Origin of the sequence: Acerihabitans sp. (assembly GCF_036398755.1) — a bacterium.
Taxonomy (GTDB): domain Bacteria; phylum Pseudomonadota; class Gammaproteobacteria; order Enterobacterales; family Enterobacteriaceae; genus Acerihabitans.
Window position 1 is genome coordinate 1 of record NZ_DASWOM010000038.1, and the last position, 21,998, is coordinate 21,998.

Annotated in this window: 15 protein-coding genes and 1 pseudogene; 6 read left to right on the plus strand and 10 right to left on the minus strand. The window is 61.2% G+C overall.

The features are described 5' to 3' along the window. Positions 1 to 405: 405 nt before the first annotated feature. From glpA to glpC, 3 genes are read left to right on the plus strand one after another with little or no spacing between them, the layout of a single operon-like run. Entirely contained in the window at positions 406 to 2,067 is a 1,662-nt protein-coding gene (glpA, locus tag VGC33_RS06550; protein WP_331119949.1) for an anaerobic glycerol-3-phosphate dehydrogenase subunit A, read from the plus strand. Beyond that, entirely contained in the window at positions 2,057 to 3,343 is a 1,287-nt protein-coding gene (gene glpB / locus VGC33_RS06555; protein WP_331119963.1) for a glycerol-3-phosphate dehydrogenase subunit GlpB, read from the plus strand. The genes glpA and glpB overlap by 11 nt, the downstream gene beginning before the upstream one ends. Continuing rightward, positions 3,327 to 4,526 (plus strand): anaerobic glycerol-3-phosphate dehydrogenase subunit GlpC, encoded by a 1,200-nt coding sequence (glpC, locus tag VGC33_RS06560; protein ID WP_331119950.1) that lies wholly within the window; start codon positions 3,327 to 3,329, stop codon positions 4,524 to 4,526. Before glpB ends, glpC begins: the two co-directional genes overlap by 17 nt. On the opposite strand, the gene robA is transcribed toward glpC, so the two are convergent. Continuing rightward, on the minus strand, positions 4,498 to 5,409 hold the full coding sequence (gene robA / locus VGC33_RS06565) for an MDR efflux pump AcrAB transcriptional activator RobA (protein WP_331119951.1): 912 nt from the start codon (positions 5,407 to 5,409) through the stop codon (positions 4,498 to 4,500). The genes glpC and robA overlap by 29 nt on opposite strands. Before the next feature lie 709 nt (positions 5,410 to 6,118). Between robA and ompF the strand changes: the two genes are divergently transcribed. Next, the gene (gene ompF, locus VGC33_RS06570) at positions 6,119 to 7,207 is read left to right on the plus strand and encodes a porin OmpF (RefSeq protein WP_331119952.1); all 1,089 of its coding nucleotides are present in this window, start codon (positions 6,119 to 6,121) and stop codon (positions 7,205 to 7,207) included. 101 nt (positions 7,208 to 7,308) lie between these two features. Here ompF and VGC33_RS06575 read toward each other — a convergent pair whose 3' ends face one another. The 8 genes from VGC33_RS06575 to VGC33_RS06610 are packed head-to-tail and all read right to left on the minus strand — an operon-like array spanning position 7,309 to position 17,877. After that, positions 7,309 to 9,018, minus strand: a complete 1,710-nt coding sequence (locus VGC33_RS06575; protein ID WP_331119953.1) for a sensor domain-containing protein — start codon at positions 9,016 to 9,018, stop codon at positions 7,309 to 7,311. Positions 9,019 to 9,048: 30 nt separating this feature from the next. Next, positions 9,049 to 10,590, minus strand: a complete 1,542-nt coding sequence (locus VGC33_RS06580) for an FGGY-family carbohydrate kinase (protein ID WP_331119954.1) — start codon at positions 10,588 to 10,590, stop codon at positions 9,049 to 9,051. Positions 10,591 to 10,628: 38 nt separating this feature from the next. Next, positions 10,629 to 11,489, minus strand: coding sequence for a class I fructose-bisphosphate aldolase (locus VGC33_RS06585; protein ID WP_331119955.1), 861 nt, complete (start codon positions 11,487 to 11,489; stop codon positions 10,629 to 10,631). Beyond that, positions 11,473 to 13,284 (minus strand): glycerol-3-phosphate dehydrogenase/oxidase, encoded by a 1,812-nt coding sequence (locus VGC33_RS06590; RefSeq protein ID WP_331119956.1) that lies wholly within the window; start codon positions 13,282 to 13,284, stop codon positions 11,473 to 11,475. Before VGC33_RS06590 ends, VGC33_RS06585 begins: the two co-directional genes overlap by 17 nt. Then, positions 13,278 to 14,273 carry a sugar-binding transcriptional regulator gene (locus tag VGC33_RS06595; RefSeq protein WP_331119957.1) on the minus strand — a complete coding sequence of 332 codons (996 nt, stop codon included), beginning with the start codon at positions 14,271 to 14,273 and terminating at the stop codon, positions 13,278 to 13,280. The genes VGC33_RS06590 and VGC33_RS06595 overlap by 7 nt, the downstream gene beginning before the upstream one ends. 36 nt (positions 14,274 to 14,309) lie before the next feature. Further along, positions 14,310 to 15,311: an ABC transporter permease gene (locus tag VGC33_RS06600; protein ID WP_331119958.1), complete on the minus strand. Its 1,002-nt coding sequence runs from the start codon at positions 15,309 to 15,311 to the stop codon at positions 14,310 to 14,312. A gap of 27 nt (positions 15,312 to 15,338) precedes the next feature. Then, positions 15,339 to 16,841 carry a sugar ABC transporter ATP-binding protein gene (locus VGC33_RS06605; RefSeq protein WP_331119959.1) on the minus strand — a complete coding sequence of 501 codons (1,503 nt, stop codon included), beginning with the start codon at positions 16,839 to 16,841 and terminating at the stop codon, positions 15,339 to 15,341. 10 nt (positions 16,842 to 16,851) lie between these two features. Further along, positions 16,852 to 17,877: a substrate-binding domain-containing protein gene (locus tag VGC33_RS06610; RefSeq protein ID WP_331119960.1), complete on the minus strand. Its 1,026-nt coding sequence runs from the start codon at positions 17,875 to 17,877 to the stop codon at positions 16,852 to 16,854. Between the two features lie 486 nt (positions 17,878 to 18,363). Here VGC33_RS06610 and VGC33_RS06615 point away from each other — a divergent pair, with 486 nt between their 5' ends. Then, complete coding sequence (locus VGC33_RS06615; RefSeq protein ID WP_331119961.1) at positions 18,364 to 19,659, plus strand: NCS2 family permease; 1,296 nt, start codon at positions 18,364 to 18,366, stop codon at positions 19,657 to 19,659. 162 nt (positions 19,660 to 19,821) lie between these two features. On the opposite strand, the pseudogene VGC33_RS06620 reads toward VGC33_RS06615, so the two are convergent. Next, positions 19,822 to 20,415, minus strand: a pseudogene (locus VGC33_RS06620) (DNA-3-methyladenine glycosylase family protein); the annotation flags it as partial. Between the two features lie 153 nt (positions 20,416 to 20,568). Here VGC33_RS06620 and VGC33_RS06625 point away from each other — a divergent pair. Then, on the plus strand, positions 20,569 to 21,519 hold the full coding sequence (locus VGC33_RS06625) for an L-lactate dehydrogenase (protein WP_331119962.1): 951 nt from the start codon (positions 20,569 to 20,571) through the stop codon (positions 21,517 to 21,519). Positions 21,520 to 21,998: the final 479 nt, after the last annotated feature.

Consider the following 21,998-nt stretch of genomic DNA (forward strand, 5'->3'; position numbering starts at 1 on the left):
CTGGAGCGCTAACCGGGCCGGTGCATCACGGGGGCATGGGCGGCGGAAGGCATCGCGCAGCGACGCGCGACCTGCCGGGCGCGGGGAAGTCAAGAAGGGGCGCGCGTGCGCCCCTTCTTGTCGCTTGCCGGCACCCGGCAATACCTAAAACCGCCGAACGCACGGCAAGCGAAACCCCGCCGGTGCAACATGCAATCCCCCGCCAGCGGCAAGCGAACCCTTGCCGGAGCAACATATAACCCCCCGCCAGCCGCAACCGCCCCCGCGCCATAAAGATATGCAATCGCGCTTTTTATTTTCGTTTATTGCTCGTTATTGTTCTTTATCACACAAATTCCGCCGTTTTTATGCGTTAATTCCCCTATACCCATCCGCTTTCCAGGGGATTGAGCAACAGGAGAATGTATGAGTAACCGATATTCCCATGAGGATACGGACGTCATTATCATCGGCGGCGGCGCCACCGGAGCGGGAATTGCCCGCGATTGCGCCCTGCGGGGTCTGCGTTGCCTGCTGCTTGAGCGCGACGATATCGCCGCCGGCGCCACCGGCCATAATCACGGCCTGCTGCACAGCGGCGCGCGTTACGCTGTCACGGATGGCGAATCCGCCCGCGAATGCATTGAGGAAAACCGAATCCTCAAACGGATCGCCCATCACTGCGTCGAGGCCACCGATGGTCTGTTTATTACCCTGCCGCAGGATTCATTGGATTATCAGCAGCGGTTTATCGCCGCCTGCCTGGCCGCCGGTATTGAGGCCGAGGCCATCGACCCGCGGCTGGCCCTCCGGCTGGAGCCGGCGGTCAACCCGTCGCTTATCGGCGCGGTGCGGGTACCGGACGGTACCGTCGATCCGTTTCGCCTCGCCACCGCCAATATGATCGACGCGCGCGAACATGGCGCGCGCTTTTTAACCTACCATAGCGTTACCGGGCTTATCCGCCAGGGCGATCGGGTACGCGGCGTGCGCGCGCTCGATCATAATTCCGGTGAGACACATGACATTTACGCCCCGGTGGTGGTTAACGCGGCGGGGATCTGGGGGCAGCATATCGCCGAATACGCCGATCTGCGCATCCGCATGTTCCCGGCCAAGGGCGCGCTGCTGATCCTCGGTCACCGTATCAATAACCTGGTCATTAACCGCTGCCGCGCCCCGTCCGATGCCGATATCCTGGTGCCGGGCGATACCATTTCCCTGATAGGCACCACCTCCACCCGCGTCGACTACGGCGATATCGACCGGCTGACGGTCACCCCCGCGGAGGTCGATCTGTTGATGCGCGAGGGCGCGCTGCTGGCGCCACGGCTGGCGCGCACGCGCTTGCTGCGCGCTTACGCCGGCGTGCGGCCGCTGGTGGCCAGCGACGACGATCCCTCCGGGCGCAGCGTCAGCCGCGGCATTGTCCTGCTGGACCATGCCGAACGCGACGGTTTGCAGGGCTTTATCACCATTACCGGCGGCAAGCTGATGACCTATCGCCTGATGGCCGAATGGGCGACGGATAGCATCTGCGCCAAGCTTGGCGTGACCGTGCCCTGCACCACGGCGCAGCAGGCGTTGCCCGGATCCAGGAAACCGGCAACAGAGACCGGGCGTCCCGCGGGCCGGTTGCCCGCCAGCATCTCCGGCTCCGCCGTCTACCGCCACGGCGATCGCGCCAACCAGGCGCTATGGGGCGATCGCCTGGCCAGCAGCCTGGTCTGCGAATGCGAAGCGGTCACGGCGGGAGAGGTGCGCTATGCGGTGGAGACCCTGAACGTCAACAACCTGACCGATCTGCGCCGCCGCACGCGCGTGGGCATGGGCACCTGCCAGGGTGAGCTGTGCGCCTGCCGCGCCGCCGGGCTGCTGACCCGTTTTAACGTCGCCACCCCACGCCAGTCCATCGGCCAGCTGTCGACGTTCCTCAACGAGCGCTGGAAAGGCATCAGGCCGGTGGCCTGGGGAGACGCGCTGCGCGAAAGCGAATTTACCAGTTGGGTATACCGGGGACTGTGCGGATTGGACGGCGATGCCGGAAATACCCAGCGAAAAAAAACGGAGGCCGATGATGGAATTTGATGCCGTGGTGATTGGCGGCGGTCTGGCCGGGCTTAGCTGCGCCGTCAGCCTGGCGGAGCAAGGCCACCGGACGGCGGTGGTCAGCGCCGGGCAAAGCGCGCTGTATTTTTCCTCCGGCTCGCTGGATCTGCTATCAAGTCTGCCGGACGGCACGCCGGTGGCCTCGCCGCCCGAGGCGCTGGCGGCGCTGGCACGGCAGGCGCCACGGCATCCCTACAGCCTGCTGGGCGCGCGCGAGGTTATGGCGCGGGCCGACGAGGCGCAGGCGCTGCTGGCCCGCTGCGATATCGCCCTGACCGGCAGCTCCGGGCAAAACCATCAGCGCATTACCCCGCTGGGCACCCGCAGGGCGACCTGGCTCAGCCCCGGGGACGTGCCGATCACCCCCTGGGACGGCGCCCTTCCCTGGCAAAAGGTGGCGGTCATCGGCATTGAGGGTTTTCTGGATTTCGAGGCCAGTATCGTCGCCGCCTCCCTGATGGCGGAACAGGGCATCCACGCCGACACGGCCTGCCTGCGCCTGCCCGCGCTCGACCGGCTGCGCGCCAGCCCGAGCGAATTTCGCGCGGTCAATATCGCCAGGGTGCTGGACCTGCCGGAAAATATCCCGGCCCTGGCCGCCGAGCTTGCCCGCCTGGCGGGGGACGCGCAGTGCCTGATCCTGCCGGCCTGCGTCGGGCTCGACTCCGCGCAGCCGCTTGAGCAACTGCGCGCCCTGCTGGATCGGCCGGTTTACCTGCTGCCGACCCTGCCGCCCTCGCTGCTGGGCATCCGCTTATTCCAGGCGCTGCGCCGGCGCCTGAACCGGCTTGGCGGCGTCTTCATGCCCGGCGACAAGGTATTGAAGGCGCGGTTTGCGGGCCGGCGCATCGTCAGCCTCTCCACCCGCAACCACGCCGATATTCCGGTGCGCGCGCGCCAGGTGGTGCTGGCCAGCGGCAGCTTTTTCAGCAATGGTCTGACGGCCACCCGCGAGCGCATCTATGAACCGGTTTTCGGTCTCGACGTGCAGGGCGGTGAAGCGCGTGATACCTGGAGCCGCGCCGATTTTTTCGCCCCCCAGCCCTACCTCCAGTTCGGCGTCGAAACCGATGATCGCCTGCGGGCGTTGCTCGGCGGTGAACCATTGGAAAATCTGTATGCCATTGGCGCGGTGCTGGGCGGCTACGACCCGTTAAGCCAGGGCTGCGGCGCGGGGGTGTCTTTGGTAAGCGCGCTGCACGCCGCGGGAAGGATTGCCGTTACGCTGGAGAAAGATCATGAGCCTACCCTTTGATAACAGCTTTGAAAGCTGCCTGAAATGTACCGTATGCACCACCTATTGCCCGGTGTCCCGGGTCAATCCGCTCTATCCGGGGCCAAAGCAGGCGGGGCCGGACGGCGAGCGGTTGCGCCTAAAGGATCCGGCGCTTTACGACGACGCGCTGAAATACTGCTCCAACTGCAAGCGCTGCGAGGTGGCCTGTCCGTCCGAGGTACGCATCGGCGACATTATCCAGCGCGCCAAGGCCCGCTACAGCCCGCGCAAACCCGGCCTGCGCGACGCCATACTGAGCCATACCGATATCATGGGCCGGCTCTCCACCCCCCTGGCGCCGCTGGTGAATCTGGCCACCGGGCTGACGCCGGTGCGGCGACTGCTGGACAAAACGCTGCACATCGACCACCGCCGCCAACTGCCGAAATATTCCTTCGGCACCTTTCGCCGCTGGTATCGCCAGGAAGCCGATATCCAGCGGCGTTACCCCGAACGGGTCGCCTTCTTCCACGGCTGCTTCGTTAATTATAACCATCCCCAGTTGGGCAAGGATCTGATCAAGGTGCTGAATGCCATGGATATCGGGGTGCAATTGTTGCAGCGCGAGAAATGCTGCGGCGTGCCGCTTATCGCCAACGGCTTTATCGCCCAGGCGCAAAAGCAGGCGCGGATAAACCGCGTTTCGCTTGAACAGGCGGTGCTGGAGGAAGGCATGGCGGTCGTGGGTACCTCGTCGAGCTGCATTCATGCCCTGCGCGAGGAGTATCCCCATCTGCTGGACGTGGATACCTCAGCGGTGCGTGAACGGGTCGAACTGGCCACCCGCTATATCTATCGCCGGCTGGAGGCGGGCGCGACGCTGGACCTGAAGCCTCTTCCGCTGCGGGTGGCCTACCATACCCCCTGCCATATGGAAAAAATGGGCTGGACGCTCTATACCCTGGAACTGCTCAGGCGCATTCCCGGTCTTGAACTGGTGGTGCTGGACTCGCAGTGCTGCGGCATCGCCGGCACCTACGGCTTTAAAGCGGAAAATTACGCCACCGCGCAGGACATCGGCGCCCCGCTGTTCAGGCAGATAGCAGACAGCGGCGTCGACCTGGTGGTGACGGATTGTGAAACCTGCAAGTGGCAAATAGAGATGTCCACCGGCAAGCCCTGCGAACACCCGATTACGCTGCTGGCCCGTGCGCTGGCATGACCTCCCCGGCGGCTTGCCGCATAATGGGTATCAGGTAATCGCAATGGATTTCACCGCCGCCGTCGTCGTTGCCGGAAGACGGCCAGCGGTGAAAACGCTCAATATCGTAGCCGTCGCGCCGCACCATGCGCATCAGCGGCAGGCAAACGCCGTACAGATCCATGATAAATCCCTGCAATCCCCCGGCCGGCCCCCGATAGGTAAACAGCGCATAATCGCCGGCGCTCAGCATCAGTTCATGCAGATTATCGCCCTTTACCGGCAAAAACGCCGGCTCGGCGGCGGTGGTATAAAACACCTCGTTTTCACCGTTTTTCCCGACGGCGGGGCGCGAAAAGCACAGGCCATAGACCACAGGCGGACTGCTTTGCGCCTCGTCAAGGAACGTGCGCCAGAACTGGGTGCGCAGTTCGGCGCGGTAACGGCTTAGCTGCTCAAGCGTGCAGGTATAACTGCGGGTGATGCCTTCAAGCCTGAGGGTCTGGAGCACGACGATTTCCGCCGGGGCATAGGTCTGGCCGGCGCGTCCTATCGGCGGCTGGATGCCGTAAAAGTTCCATCGCAGCGAACGCCGGTAGAAGGCGGGCGTCTGCTCAAACTGTTTTTTAAAGGCGCGGGTGAACGTTTGTTGGGATTCAAAATGGTACTGCAGGGCGATGTCCGCCAGCGAGCGGCTGGTCAGGCGCAGCGCCATGGCGGCATTGGAGAGCCGCCGGGCGCGGATATACGCGCCGAGCACATGGCCCGTCGTCTCTTTGAATTTCCGTTGCAGATGCCATTTGGAATACCCCGACCTGTCGGCTACGTCATCCAACGTTAGGGGTTGGTCCAACCGCTCTTCCAGCCAAGTCAGCAGGTCGCAGATAATCCCGGATCGGTTCATAAAAAACGTATGCCTCAAAAGCCTTTATATCGTGGGGGAATACCCGATAAAAAGAAATATTCAACGCGATTATTCCCTGTTTAATACCAAGATTCTACCTATTATTTTTTTCAATAATCATGCTGTTATGAAAGATAATGCTATTTTTGCAGCAACAGGACCTGGATTTACATAAAATGACAAATCTTGATTGAAATATAATCAGTGTTTAATATCGCTTTGAACGATAAATGCTATTTTTAACCTTGAATGGCAATTGCCATACTATTCAGAATCATTTTGACATATTGTGTTAAAATGACCGGAAGTGCTTTTTTTATCTTTAAATGCCATTATTCCCTCAATAACAAATAGTTACTCTTTATAATATATTGTAAAATCACCCGATGTAAAAATGCTTTTTTTTGCCGTAAATGTTATTTTTGACATTTAATGCCATATAAGTTTTCTTTATTAATTGTAGGTCGGCGCCTTTAATTACAATATTTAAACCTTGATCACAAAATTTCATATTTTGCGGTTCGCTTTTTTAATAAATAGCGGTAGTATTTCTTCTCCCATTGGTGCTTCCTGTGTCTACTCGATGCGCTTCCGCCTTGGCCGCGGGATGAAAAAGGCCAAGGCAACAAATCCTTATCTCCAGTGTTCAGGCAGTGGCGCGGGCATAAGCCCGTATTAAATAAAAAATACTTTATAAGGTATCCTTTCAATGAAATATAGCATCCTTGCAGTGATGATCCCGGCCTTGTTAGCGTCGGGGGTTGCCAGCGCGGCCGAGGTGTATAACAAAGACGGCAATAAGCTTGATCTCTACGGTAAAATAGACGGTCTGCATTACTTTGCCAATGATAACGGTTATGCCCCTGACGGCGATCAGTCTTATATGCGTTTCGGCTTTAAAGGCGAAACACAAATCACCGATCAGCTCACCGGCTATGGTCAATGGGAATATAACGTCCAAACTAACAAAACCGAAGGCAGCGATTCCACCGACGGCACCAAGACGCGTTTGGGCTTTGCCGGCTTGAAATTCGCCGATTACGGTTCAATTGACTACGGCCGTAATTATGGCGTGGTATATGATGCCTTGGGATGGACGGATATGCTGCCGGAGTTCGGCGGTGAAACCGCTTACTCCGATAACTTCATGGTCGGCCGTACCACCGGCGTTGCCACTTATCGTAATACCAACTTCTTCGGCCTGGTCGACGGCCTGGGTTTTGCCCTGCAATACCAGGGTAAAAACGAACGGTCCGATATTCAGCGGGCCAACGGCGACGGCTACGGCGGTTCAGTTTCCTATGTTTCGCCTATTGGGGTTGGCGTTGTCGGCGCGTACTCTTCTTCGGATCGTACCGATAGCCAGAATCTGGCCACCGTCGGCCAGGGCGACCGGGCCGAACAATGGGCCACCTCGCTCAAATATGACGCCAACAACCTGTATCTGGCCGCAACCTACGGCCAAACCCGTAACGCCACCTATATCGACGGCACCACGCCGACCGGTGTAAACGTGGTGGGTTTTGCCAATAAGACCCAGGATATACTGCTGGTGGCGCAATATCAGTTCGACTTCGGGCTGCGTCCGTCCATCGGCTATACCCAGTCCAAGGCTAAGGACGTTGAAGGCATCGGTGACGTTGACCTGCTTAAGTATTATGAAGTCGGCGCCACCTACTACTTCAACAAAAACATGTCGACCTATGTTGATTACATTATCAACCGCATCGACGACGATAACCGTCTTGGCGTCAACAGCGGCGACGTTGTCGCCCTGGGCGTGGTGTATCAGTTCTGATTCACACGGCGGTTTATCAGCGGCCCGCAGCGATGCGGGCCGTTTTTTTTGCCCGTCCGCCAGAGCGCCAGTCCCACCGGGGCTACGGGGTGGGCAGCGTTCTAGCCTTTGATTTCCCGTTCGTTGTCCCCGCCCAGTTGTTTGCTGCGACTGATATCGCCGAGCAGTTGCTCCAGCTTCTCCTCCGTCAACGGTTTGGAAAACAGAAACCCCTGCATCTGGGTACAGCCGGCGTCCACCAGGAACTGCTGCTGCTCGGGCGTCTCCACCCCTTCCGCTATCACCTCGAGGTTCAGCTTGACCCCCAGGTGGGAGACGGCGGTGACAATGGCGGCGGTATCTTTCAGCTGGGTGACGAACTGCACGAAGGAACGATCGATTTTTACACTGTCGACGACGATATCCTTTAACAGGCTAAGGCTTGAGTAGCCGGTGCCGAAATCATCCAGGGAAATGCGCACCCCGGCCGCGCGCAGCAGCACCAGCTGATGTTTGCTGTTGGCATCGGAATTCATGATGGCCGTCTCGGTCAGCTCCAGTTCGAGTCGCTCCGGCGGGAAACGCAGCTCGGCCAACAGCGCCAGCACCATGGGTGCGAACCCGCCGTCGCGCAGCTGGATGGGAGAAATATTGACCGACAGCGATAAATCGCTCCAGCGCAGCATCTCACGGCAGGCCTGACGCAGGATAAGCTTACCCAGGGGAATAATCAGCCCGGTTTCCTCGGCCAGCGGCACAAACTGCACCGGGGAAATTTCGCCCAGTTCATCATCCCGCCAGCGCGCCAGCGCCTCCACGCCGATAATATGATTGTCGGCGGCGCGGATCAGCGGTTGATAGGCGCAGGTGATATCCCGGCCCGCCGACAGTGCGTTGGCCAGCGCTTTTTCCATGCGCCGCTTGCTGCTCAGGTTGGCATCCAGCGACTCGGAGTAAAAACAGTGCATGTTTTTACCCTGCCGCTTTGCCTCATACAGGGCGGCGTCCGCTTTACGCAGCAATTCGCCGGCGGTGATAACCGCCTCGGTAATCACCGTCACCCCGACCGATACCGTGACGAAGGGCGACGCGCCGGTCAGCGTAAAGGGGATTTGCGTCAGGTTGACTATTTGGCGGCACAGGTCTTCCGCCTGCGCGCGCCCGACGGGCTGGTGGGTGAGCAGGGAAAATTCATCACCGCCCATCCTGGCGACCAGGCTTGCCTGCGGCGCCACGCCCTGCAGGCGCCGGCCAAATTCGCACAGCACGAAATCCCCGGCCTGGTGGCCATAGGTATCGTTGATATTTTTAAATCCGTCGAGATCCATCAGCAGCAGCAGGCCGCCGATGCCGCCGGCATGTTTGCCGGCGCCGGGCACCACCACCTGGTTGAGCTGCTCATACAGCGCGGTGCGGTTATGCAGGCCGGTGAGAATATCATGATAGGCCAGGTAGCGGGTCTGCGCCTCGGATTCCCGCAGGATGGTGATATCGTTAAGCGAGACCAGCACATAGGGCACGTCGTGGAAAATAATGCGCGAACAGCGCACCATCATTGAGATCAGCACATTATCCCGGTTAAGCATCTGGTGTTCATATTCGATGTCTTCACCGGTCTTCAGGACATGGCCATCCCGCTCGATAATCATATCGACCAGCGTCGGGTCAAGATCGGCCAGGGGGGAATGGCCGAGGATCTCGCCGGCGGTTTTACCGAATAACTCGCAGGCCTTGCGATTGAGGAACACCACGCGCTGCTGTTCATCCTTAAGGAACGTGGCGTCAGGCAGCGCGTTCAACACCGCCTGGCAGACTTCAAGATTATTGAACATGGCGTCGGGATCCCCTGTTGAACGGTTCCCCTAGAGTAACAGATTTGTGCCTTCCCGCGCAGGATTCGACGCCGGCTGGTCGTCGTCCTCCTCCTCCCACAGGCCGTTCATGGCCAGTTCCAGCCGTTTAAACAACCGGTAGCGACTGGAGTGAAACGCGTGCAATGAAGCGTCCGGCAGGTATTCGGCCGGGTTAAGCGTCACCGCGTGGGCCACGCCGGCCGACATATCCGCGTAGACGCCCACCCCCACCCCGGCGCAGATCGCGGCGCCCAGCGCGCCGGTCTCGCTACAGTCCGTTACCCGCAGCGGGATCCCCAGCACATTGGCGAACATTTGCGGCCAGATGTGGCTGCGCGCCGCGCCGCCCGACAGGGTCGCGCGCGTAAACGGGATACCGGCGGCGCGCAGCCGGTCAATATGGGCGCGGTGAGCGAAAGTGACGCCTTCAAACAGGGCAAACAGCATATCGGCGCGGGTATGCCAGCCGTTCAGGCCGTAAAAACCGGCCTTCGCCGGTCCCTCCTTGCGCCCGGAATAGAGATAGGGATGGTATAACGGCAGCTGCGCGCTGGGTTTGACCGCCGCGACGCTTGCGCTGCAGCGCGCCGCGCCCCCGCCGTCCCGGCCGTCGTCGAACTCGCGGATAAACCAGTCCAGGTTGGCGGCGGAAGTGGCGCTGGCCTCGATGGCCATATAGCGATCGCGCTCGATAATCGAGTTCATGAACACCGGCCGCCGGTAATCCGGCGCGTCCACCACCACCTGGTTAATACTCCAGGTGCCGGCGACGATCGATGCCTCGCCGGTATGCACCACCCCCGATCCGATGGCGCTGGCCACCACGTCGAAAATGCCCGCCACCACCGGGATCCCCGGCGGCAGGCCGGTCAAGCGCGCCGCCCGCGCGCTGACATGGCCCCTGATATCGCAGGACTCGCGCAGCACCGGCAGCAGCGGCAGCGCGTCGGCCAGATCGTAGAGCGCCATCAATTCGGCGTCGTATTGGCGGGTGCGGTAGCTGAGCAAACCCGATCCCGCCGCATCCGATACCTCGCCCGAAGCGACGCCGCTTAAAAAATGGCCGATCACATCCTTGGCGAACAACACCGTGCCGATGCGCCGGTACAGCTCGGGCTGATGGCGTTTTAACCAGCTGAGCAGCACCGGCGTGGCCGCGGCCCAGGGCTTTTGCAGGCAGCGCTGGTAGATGGCCGCGGCCAGCCCCGACCGTTCCAGTTCCCGCACCAGGCCGGCGGCCCGCCCGTCGATGGACTGGATGCCGATGAGCGGCTTTCCCGCCTGGTCCAGCGCATACAGGCCGTTGCCGTGGCCGGCTGCGCCGACCGCGATGACCCGCGCCGGGTCGATAGCGGCGCGCGCCAGGCAATCGCGGATCGCCTGCGTCGCGCCTTGGTAGATATCCGCCAGCGGACGCTCGGCGTAGCCGGGGCGGGGCTGATGGGTGGCGCCGCCGCGCTCCGCCACCGCCAGCACCCGCCCGCGCAAATCGAACAGCACGGCCTTGATCATGGTATTACCGGCATCAATACCTAACAGACAAGCGTCCATAGAGCGTCTCCAATGATAAGGGTACGATGGCGCACCGCTTAAGCGCCGGAACCGGCCTGGCCGCGCCGGTAAATGTCAAACGCGGCGGCGCCGTCGGCGCCCTGGTGGATAATGGCCATCAGCGCCTTGACCACCCGCGCGGGATGGCTGTGCTGGTAAACGTTGCGGCCATAGACCATGCCGCTGGCGCCCTGGGCCATCAGCCCGGCGGTTTTCGCCAGCACCGCCTCAAGCCGGCCCTTGCCCCCGCCCCGTACCAGCGTCGGACAACGGGCGGCCTCCACCACGCGGTGAAAATCCTCAACCCGGTCGGTGGGGTCGGCCTTGACGATATCGGCCCCCAGTTCCCGGGCCAGGCGCACCAGCGGCACGATTTTCTCCACGTCGCCCAACGAGGCGTAGGCGGCGCCCTGCCCGGCCGGCGCCATGACCAGCGGTTCTATCATCAGCGGCATGGCGTAGCGATCGCAGGCATGGCGCAGGCGGCCGATATTTTCCACGCACTGGCGGAAGATGCCCGGTTCGTCGGGGATCATATACAGGTTGACCACCACCGCCACCGCGTCCAACTGCAGCGCGGCCAGGATCGGCGCCTCGGGGTTGTGCAGCACCGCCCACATTTCGCGATGGCGCGCGCTGTTATAGGCGTTGCCCACGTCGGCGCGCACCACCAGCGCCGGCTTGCCGGGCGCGTCGATCCCGGCAAGCAGATCGGCCTGGCCGTAGTTGACCTGGATGGCGTCCGGCCCGGCGGCGATAAGGCTCGCCATCACGGCGGGCATATCCTCCAGGCCGACCAGGAAATCAGGCTCATTGGCTATACCGTGATCGATGGCCACGTCCAGGCAACGTCCCTGATGGAACATACGGCTCATACGGGCTTTAGGATTTAACGACATCAGTGGCTCCTTGGGCGGATGGATCGGTGAAAGGCTGCGACGCGAACGCGGTCAGTCCCGGCGTGCCGTGGCGCGCGGCAAGGCCCGCCAGCGCGGCGGCAAGGCTTGCGCGCCGCCAATCGTCGCTCAAGCCCAGAACCTGCGCCATGATGTCCGTGACCTCGGCGACAAGCGCCGGCGTCAGTTCCCCGGAAATGGCCATGGCGGTGCGGCGCACCAGCAAATCTTCCGGCCTCGCCACCTGCTCGCGCACGATCAGGAAGCGCAGCTCGTTAACCGTATAACCGGGATGATGGCGCAGCGGCCGGTCGGGCGTCTGGCTGACAAAATCCAGCAGCGCGGTTACGCGCCCGCCATAGCGCGCCACCCATTGGGCCACCCGCGCCGCATCGCTGTGATACCGCGCCGCCAGCGCCCCGATCCATGCCGCCTGTTCCGCGGGAGCGGGTAAATCACGCCCGCCGCCGATGGCCAGGTCCTCGGTACCAACCCGCCGCCGTTCGCCCAGGTGACGCAGCGCCAGATCCGCCGCCTGGGCGCCGAAGGCGCGAAAGGTGGTCCATTTGCCGCCCACCAGGCAGAGGGTGGTAAATGGCCGTCCGGCCGTCGGGGGAAAGATCTTTAGCGAGTGGTTGCGGGAAATGCGGCCGTTCACGCTGGTATCGCTCACCGGCAGGGGGCGGATGCCGCAAAAGGTATAGAGGATATCCTCCTCGGCGATGGCGATGCGCGGAAAAACAAAGCGCAGCGAGTCCAGGATATAGCGTTTTTCATCTTCCCCGCAGATCACATCGTCCGGATTATCGGTACGGATATCCGTCGACCCGACCAGCACATTGCCGAAATAGGGAAACAGGATGCATACCCGCCCCTCCTGGTTTTCGTAATACACCATGCCGCCGTTCAACGCCGCCAGCAGCCGGGCGTTGCGCACGATTAGATGCGACCCCTTGGTGCCGCCGATAAGCTTCGGCGGCGGGGATGCCGGGCTGAGCGTCCCGTTAAGCCGGTCAATCCAGGCGCCGGTGGCGTTAATCACCAGCTCCGGCGCCAGGGTAAAGATTTCGCCGCTCAGTTCGTCGCGCAGGGTCACCCCGCCGTCGCCCACCCCCGCCAGGCTCAGGTAATTGATAGCCAGCGCCCGCGGGTTGGCCCGCTCGCTGTCCTCGATAAGTTCATACCCCAGCCGCTCCGGATAGTTGATCCAGGCGTCATAATAGGTGGCGCTGCATTTTACCCAATCGTTAAATTCCGGCCACCGCCGGCGGGTTTCGCCGCCGCCCGCCAGACGGTGACCCGGCATGGATCCCCGCGCGCGCGTATAAAAATCGTACAGGGTCAAGCCGGCTTTAATCACCATGGCGCCGCGCCGCGACGGCCGCTCGGCCAGGCCGATAAAACGCTTGCCGGCGTTGACCAGCCCCGAGCAGTAGGAATCGATGGGCACGGTGGTGCGCAGCGGCATCACATAGTGCGGGGCATTTTTCAGCAGCCGGTCGCGTTCCTCCACCGATTCCTTGACCAGGGCGAACTCACCGGTCTCAAGATAGCGCAGCCCGCCGTGGATCATGCGCGACAGCGCCCCGCTGGCCGCCTGGCACCAGTCCCCCCGCTCCACCAGGATGACGGGAATACCCTGTAGCGCCAGTTCGCGAAAGGTGCTGATACCGTTAATGCCGCCGCCGACAACCAGCACCGGCGCCGCGCCGCGGCGGCGCAGCTCGTCCAGGCGCCCGGCGCGGTCAAGCCGGGGCGCCGCCTGCGTATTTCCCTGGGAATGGGTGCTGTTTAGCATGCTGCCTCCTGTTGATGCTCCGGCGACAACAGTTCGATAATCCCCGCGGCGGTGGACTCATCGGTGACAATACCCTTGAGATAGCCCCCGCGCAGCACGCTGCTGGCCGGTTCGATTTTATCGCTGCCCGCCGCCACGGCAAAGGAAAAGGGAATATGCCGCAGCTCTTCCAGGGTCAGGCTCACCAGACGTTGATTATCGGCGAAACAGGCGGGCCGCCCCTGCGCGTCAAGCAGATGCGCCAGCACCTCGCTGCGCGCCCCGCTGGATTCGACGCTGGCTTGGGCATGCCGCACCGACGGGTTTAAATCATAATAACTGGAACTGGAAGCATGAATCGATCCCAGGCCGACGATGGCGATATCGGCTTCGCGCGCCTGTTGCAGCACCTGATGCACCTGGCTTATCTCCATCAGCATCTGGCGCTGCGCGGGGGTATCGGCAAACAGCGGCGCATGGATTTGATAGGCCTTGCCGCCGAGTTTGGCCGCCAGCTCGGACGCCACGTGGTTAACATCGGTATAATGCTGGCCCTGCACGCAGCCCAGCGCGGGCACCACGTCGACCCGAAACCGGCGCGACGTGGACAGGGCCTCCACCATGGCGCTGACCCCTTTGCCGCCGGTAAGGGCGATAGTATCGCCGTCCTTGACGCGGCTGAGCAAAAAATCCGCCGCCGCCGCGCCCACCACATGCAAATCGGCGTCGTCGCCGCCGGTCACGTTGGGCGCCACCACCACATCGCGCAACCCGCCGATGCGCGCCAGATCACGCTCCAGCTGATGGGCGGAAAGAAACGGCGAGCGGATGGTTATCTCCACCATGCCCGTATCCCGGCCCTGGCGGATCATCCGATTGACGGTAGCCACCGATAACTGGGTATGTTCCGCTATTTCCGACTGCTTTTTACCGTCGAGGTAATACATTACCAGCACCCGGTAAATCTGGCGCGCCAGGGTAAACGACAACGGCTCGCTAATAGTATCCATCAACATCACTCCCGGAATCGCGAAGAAGATAAAGGGTCAGGCGCTGCGGTATTTATTCATAATATGATCCATTGACACCGCCGCCAGTAATATCAAGCCTTTAATCAAATCCTGCCAGTAAACCGAGACATTGATCAGGATTAGCGAACTGGTGACGATGGACAACAGCGCCACCCCCAGCACCGCGCCGAGAATGGAACCGGTGCCGCCCTTCAGGCTCGCGCCGCCGATCACCGCCGCGGCAATCACGTTCAGCTCCATGCCCACGCCAAAGGTCGGGGTGGCGGAGCCCAGGCGCGCCATATAGATAATGCCGGCGAGACCGGCCAGGGTGGAGGTCAGCACCGTCACCAGCAGCTTGATTTTATTCACGCGGATACCGGAATAGGCGGCGGCCCGTTCATTGCTGCCGGTATAAAACACCTTACGGAACGCCGCGGCCTTGCGCAGCAGAAAATCAAACGCCACCACCAGGATAAAAAACAGGATAATCACAAACGGCATGCCCCAAACCGTACCCTGGCCGACAAACTTAAACGCGGCGGGCAGAGTGAACAGCGACAGCGGCGTCCCCTGGGTAATAATCATGCACAGCCCGCGCACGATAACCATGGCCGCCAGCGAGGCGATAAAATGGCTGAGTCCGATGCGCGTCACCGTCAGCCCCATCAGCAGCCCCACCAGCGACGCCGAGGCGATACCGGCCAGGCTTGCCGTCCAGGGATCCAGCCCCGACAGGAACAGTTGCCCCGCCACCACCATCGACAGGCACACCACCGACCCCACCGACAAATCGATGCCGCCGACGATAAGCAGGATGGTCATGCCCACCACCACGATGCCCTCGATGGAGAACGACAGCAGCATCGCCTTCATATTGGCCCAGGTAAGAAAATAGGGCGACGTAAAGCTCATAATCACAAAAATGAGCATAATGATTACCGTCAGGCCCACTTCACGCTGGCGGAATACCGCGCCGAACCAGCGCAGGGGCGCTTTGACGGCATGGGTGGATAAAAAAAGCGTATTGATGGTCATGGCGTTACCCCTTTGTTGACTCCCCGGTTAAGCCGCCGCGCCGGCGGCGAGACGCATGATATTTTCTTCCGTCATTCCCGCCCCGGTGACTTCCCCGCCGATGCGGCCCTCATGCACCACCAGCACCCGGTCGCACAGTCCGATCAGCTCCGGCAGCTCGGAGGAGATAACCACCAGCGCCACGCCGCTTTCCGCCAGCAGATGCAAAATCTGATAAATTTCCGCCTTGGCGCTGATATCCACCCCGCGCGTCGGCTCGTCGAGAAACAGAATGGCGGGCTTGACCGACAGCACCTTGGCCAGCGCCACCTTTTGCTGATTGCCGCCGGAAAGCGACGATACCGGATCGCCGGGCCGGCCTTTTTTCAGCCAAACCTCCCGGCCGAGGCGCTCCGCCTGCCGCCGCTCGGCGCCCCGGCTAAGCAGGCCGTAACGGCCGCAGACGGCGGCGATGTCCAGCGACGAGATATTCCAGTCGATGGGCATATCGACAAACAAGCCCGCCGCCTTGCGGTCTTCAGACAAATAGGCCATACCCAACCGGACGGCATCGGCGTAGTGGCGCAGGCGCACCGCCCTACCGTTGACCATCACCTTGCCACGCTTAAGCGGGTCGATGGCGCAAATGGCCTGGGCGATTTCGGTGCGTCCGGATCCCATCAGCCCGCCGATGCCCAGGATTTCCCCCGGCCGCAGCGCAAAGGCAATATCAAAGAACCGGTGGTCGTCCGACAAGCCCTCGACCGCCAGCACCGGCGCCAGATGCCGGCAGTCCGCGCGTTTGGGCGGATACAGGCGGGTCAGCTCGCGCCCCACCAGCCGGGTTATCAACTGGTCCGGGGTCAGCGCGCCGAGGGTTTCGCAGCCCACCGTGCGGCCGTCGCGCAAAATGGTCACCCGCTGGCACAACGAAAAGATCTCGGCCATGCGATGGCTGATATAAATCACCGCCATGCCCTGTTCGCGCAGCTGGCGCACGATGGCGAACAGCCGCTGCGCTTCCGGCTCGGTCAGCGCCGCGGTGGGTTCGTCCAGGATCAGGATGCGACAGTCCAGCGTCAGCGCCTTGGCGATTTCCACCAGTTGCTGTTGCGACAGCGGCAGGCTGCCGACGCGGGCGGTTACCGGGATCGGCGTCAGCCGGTCCATCACCGCCTGGGCCTTGCGCCGCAGCTCGCCATGGTTAATCCAGGCCTTGCCCGCGCTGTTGATATGAGCCATATAGATATTTTCATAAATGGAAATATCCGGGCACAGGGCAATCTCCTGATGGACCAGGCCGATGCCCAGCCGCTGTGCCTCGGCGGGGGAGCGGATCGCCACCGGCCGTTCGTTTAGCCAAATCTGGCCGGCATCGGGTTTGATAATGCCGTCGATGATGTTCATCAGGGTGGATTTGCCCGCGCCGTTTTCTCCCGCCAGGGCATGGATTTCACCGGCCGCCACGGCAAAATCCACCTTATCCAACGCCTGTATCGGCCCAAAGGATTTGCTGACGCCGCTAAGCCGCAAGACTGAAGGTGCTGACATGGCGGACTCCTTATTCATTAATGCCCTTGGTGCCGCGGCGTTTCAGATAGCCGTCCCAGCGGAAATCGTCGGCGTTATCCTTGGTGACCACGGCGTAGCCGTTATCCAGCAGGGGAAAGGAAAACGGATTGGCGCCGGTGCGCTTGGCATCGTTCATCGGATCGATAAGTTCCGGATGCGCCGCCAGGAACAGCGTCATAAACCCCATATAACCCTGCACCCCCTGGTTGGGATCGATGGCGGCAAACACCTGGCCGGCTTTGATCATATCCAGTACCTTGGCATTCACATCCACCGTGATCACCTTGACCTTACCGCCGTTTTCCACCACCGCCTGGGCGGCGCCGATGGCGGAGCTGGCCTCCGGCATAAACAGCACCGACAGGTTGGGATGCGCCTGCAGGATGGACAACACGGCATTGTAGGCTTTCGACGGGTCCTGATTGGTCGCCGCGCGGGCCACCAGCTTGATATCCGGGTACTGCGTTTTCATTTCATCGATAAACGCGCTGACCCGCCGGTCGTGGTTGTCCTGGCCGGGATTTTCCAGCACCGCGAATTCACCTTTGCCGTTGACGGCCTTGCCCATCAGATCGGCGGCGGCGCGGCCCTCGCGGAAGTTATCCGAGGTGATATACGCCACGCGTTTACTGTTGGGCGAATCGGCGGCAAAGGTCACCACCGGAATACCCGCCTCGGCCGCCCGGTTAATCGGTTCGATAAACGGATCGGGGTTCATCGGATGCAAAAAGATACCGGCCGGTTTTTGCGCCAATACCTGTTCGAAACTGGCCAACTGCTGGTTGACGTCATACGCGGGGGTGCCGCCGTAGACGGTTTTACAGCCTAGCTGGTGCGCCGCCTGTTTAAACATTTCATAGACCGGGAACCAATATTCCACCCCGGTGACCATCACATTCATATAATAGGTTTCGCCCGGCTTGCAGCGAAACTGCGGCCCGTCGGCGGCCGAAGCCTGGCTGGCGCCGCCCAGGGCGGCAAGGCATAATGTCAACGCAATAAGCTGTTTTTTCATGATATTTCCCCGGAAAACGATGGGTTGGCCTGGCTCAGCCGCGACGGCGAAACAATAACGGAACCACGAGCCCGGGAAGCGTTGTAATTTATTTCATAGCAAAGAAATAAATTACATAGCTATGTATAGATAATGTGAAAATATTGTTCAAGAAATGATTGATTCCGGATACGGGAAGCGTGAGAGAGTTCAAAAAGGCGGCCGGATCTGTGAGGCCAGGCACATCGGCCCGGCACCGTCCGCCTCGGTGATAAAGATCGGCGGGAACCGGCGTTGCACGCTATTGGTGCCGATGCACCCTATTGGTGAGCCGGCGGCACGCAAATGATCCCGACCCCGGCGCAAACGATTACGTTTTTACTGCTGGAAACAGTAAATTACCTATATAATGCGCCTGCTTCGCCCAGTGCCGCATTCGGCATGCGCTCGCAATAGTGGCATAGCGATTGCTTTGGCTGTGCAGACAACTTCAATGAGAAAACTCCCATGTTAGAAAAACTATTTCAATTAAAGGCCCATCGTACCAACGTGCGAACCGAAATTCTGGCCGGGCTGACCACTTTTTTGGCAATGGCATATATTCTGTTTGTAAATCCGTCAATCCTGAGCGCCACCGGCATGGATAAAGGCTCGGTGTTTGTCGCCACCTGTCTGGCCGCCGCCATCGGCTCGGCGCTGATGGGCTTTATCGCCAACTATCCCATCGCCCTGGCGCCGGGCATGGGGCTGAACGCCTTCTTTACCTATACCGTGGTTTTGCATATGGGTTACACCTGGCAGATTGCGCTGGGCGCGGTGTTTTTATCGGCGCTGATCTTCTTCGCCCTGTCGATTTTCAAGATCCGCGAATGGATCATCACCAGCATTCCGTTGCCGCTGCGCTCGGGCATTGCCGCCGGGATAGGGTTGTTCCTGGCCATTATCGCCCTTGAAGGCGCCGGCATCGTCGTGGCCAATCCGGCCACCCTGGTGGGCCTGGGCGATCTGGGCAAGGCCGGTCCGCTGTTCGCCATGCTGGGCTTTGTGCTGATTGTGGTGCTGGAAGCCCGCCGGGTTCCCGGCGCGGTTCTGATCGGTATCCTGGCGGTGACGTTCCTGTCCATCGCCATGGGCTATAGCCAATTTTTCGGCGTGATCTCCATGCCGCCGTCCATCGCGCCGACCTTTTTGCAGCTTGATATCCGCGGCGCGCTGAACATTTCCCTGGTAAGCGTAGTGTTCGCGTTCCTGTTCGTGGACGTGTTCGACAACTCCGGTACCCTGATAGGCGTGACCAAACGCGCCGGCCTCACCGACGAGGCGGGCAATATCCCGCGCATGGGCAAGGCGCTGATCGCCGATAGCGCCGCCGCGCTGTTCGGTTCACTGCTCGGCACCTCCACCACCACCAGCTATATCGAGTCGGCCGCGGGCGTCAGCGCCGGCGGACGCACCGGCCTGACGGCTATCGTGGTGGGCGTCCTGTTCCTGCTCAGCCTGTTCTTCGCGCCGCTGGCCTCCAGCGTGCCGGCGTTCGCCACCGCGCCCGCGCTGCTGTTTATCGCGGTGCTGATGACCTCGGGCCTGGCGGAGATCGACTGGAAGGACATTACCGTCGCGGCTCCCGTGACCGTAACCGCGCTGACCATGCCGCTGACCTACTCCATCGCCAACGGCATCGCCTTTGGTTTTATCACCTGGACGGTGGTAAAACTGCTGGCCGGACGCACCCGCGACCTGAACGCCGCGTTAATCGTACTGTCGATTCTGTTTGTGATAAAGCTAGGCTGGCTCAGCGCCTGATTACCGTTTTATCACCCCACCCCGCCGGCATCGCGCGCCCGCGGGGTATTTTTTTGCCGCACGCGGCCCGTCCGGGCGCTATTTCGCCATTGTCGGCTGGACCCGCAGGCCGCCGGGCGCATTAACCGGAACCAGGGGAGCATGCAGGCTGAACCCCGGCACCGAGCAGGCCCACAGATACAGCGAGGCGGTGGTGCCGTAAGGGGCATAACGGCGGCGATAGCGCTCAAAACGCTCGCGGGGCAATTCCTTATGCCGGTAAAGGACCATCATGCCGCGGCGAATGGCCAAATCGCCCCAGCTCACGACATCGGGCCGGCCGAGTGAAAACATCAGCAGCATTTCCGCGGTCCAGATCCCGATGCCCGGCAGACGCGACAGGGCGGCGATGACATCCTGGTCCGAATAGGACGATATCGCCGCCAGATCCAGCTCGCCGCTCATGGCGGCGGTGGCGGCGCCCTTGATATAAAGCGCTTTTTTCATCGTCATGCCGCAGGACTGAATCTGCTCGGCGGTCAGGCTTTCCATGGCGGCGGGGGTAACGGCGCCCGCCAGCAGGGTCAGGCGGGCGTTTACCGTCAGGGCGGCCTTGGTGGAAATCTGCTGGTCGACTATATTTCTGACCAGGGCGGCAAACACATCCGGCATCAGCGGCCGCTCAATCATTCCGACGCGCTCAATGGCCTGCGCCATGCGCTTATCCCTTTTCGCCAGCCAGGACAGCTCTTTGGTGCCGTATTCAAATTTATCCATTACGTCGCTCATCAGGTCTTGGTGGTGGAACAGGGTCGCGTATAAGAATACCATTTTGTTAATCAGGCCATAATTCATTTAAAATTGTTAACCCGTGCCGGCGCCCGATGCCGGGGGGCGTATCCTGGAACCCTTTTTCCCGAGGTAAGATGCATGAAACCACGTAAGGTGATGATAATCGGCGCGGGCAATGTCGGCTCCTCCGCCGCGTACGCGTTGCTCAACCAGCAGTTTTGCGAGGAGATCATCCTGGTGGATTTAAACCAGCAGTTGGTTGAGGGCCACCGCAAGGATCTGGCGGACGCGGCGGCGTATATGCCCAGCCGTATCGTTATCAGCAGCCGTCCGTCAACCGACTGCGCGGATGTCGATATCGCGGTGATCACCGTGTCCGGCGGCGGCCTCAAGCCGGGGCAAACGCGGCTCGACGAGTTGGACGGCACCGCGCGCATCGTCGGCAATATCGTGCCGGACATGATGCGTAATGGGTTTAACGGCATATTCCTTATCGCCACCAATCCGTGCGATATCATCACCTACCAGGTCTGGAAACTCTCCGGCTTGCCGCGCCATCAGGTGCTGGGCACCGGCGTGTGGCTGGACACCACGCGCTTGCGGCGCATCCTGGCGGAACAGCTGGATATCGCCGCGCAAAGCGTGGACGCCTTTATCCTCGGCGAGCATGGCGACACGCAGTTTCCGGTGTGGTCGCATTGTTCGGTTTACGGTATGCCGCTCAATGAGTACAGCCGGCTGAAAACCGGCCAGGAGCTTGATTTCCCCGCGCTTGGCGAACGCACCCGCCAACTGGGGTTTGAAATCTACTCGCAGAAGGGGTGTACCGAATATGGCGTCGCCGGCACCATTGCCGAGATTTGCCGCAATCTGTTTACCAGCAGCCATCGCGCCCTGACGGTTTCCTGCGTACTGGACGGGGAATATGGCAAACAAGGGCTGGCGATCGGCGTGCCGGCGGTTCTGGCGCAGCGCGGCGTGGAGCAGATTATTGAGCTGGACTTGAATGATATGGAACAGCGCCAGTTTGACGACTCCGCCGCGACCATTAAAAATAATATCCAGCGGCTGGCGGTGGTGCACCATTGATGGTGACGGCGCGTTGAAACGCCTTTTGGTGGTTGACGGCTGATTATATGGCGTGGGGGGAGCTTGCCGCTGGCGGGGGATTGCATGTTGCCCAGGCGGGGGATTGCTTGCCGCTGGCGGGGGATTGCTTGCCGCTGGCGGGGGATTACATGTTGCACCGGCGGGGGTTTGCTTGCCGCTGGCGGGGGATTGCATGTTGCACCGGCGGGGGATTGCTTGCCGCTGGCGGGGGATTGCATGTTGCACCGGCGGGGTTTCGCTTGCCGTGCGTTCGGCGGTTTTAGGCATTGCCGGGTGCCGGCAAGCGACAAGAAGGGGCGCACGCGCGCCCCTTCTTGACTTCCCCGCGCCCGGCAGGTCGCGCGTCGCTGCGCGATGCCTTCCGCCGCCCATGCCCCCGTGATGCACCGGCCCGGTTAGCGCTCCCGGCGCTACCGGGCCTTTCGCCGCTCCCGGCGGCTCATGCCGGGGTCACAGGC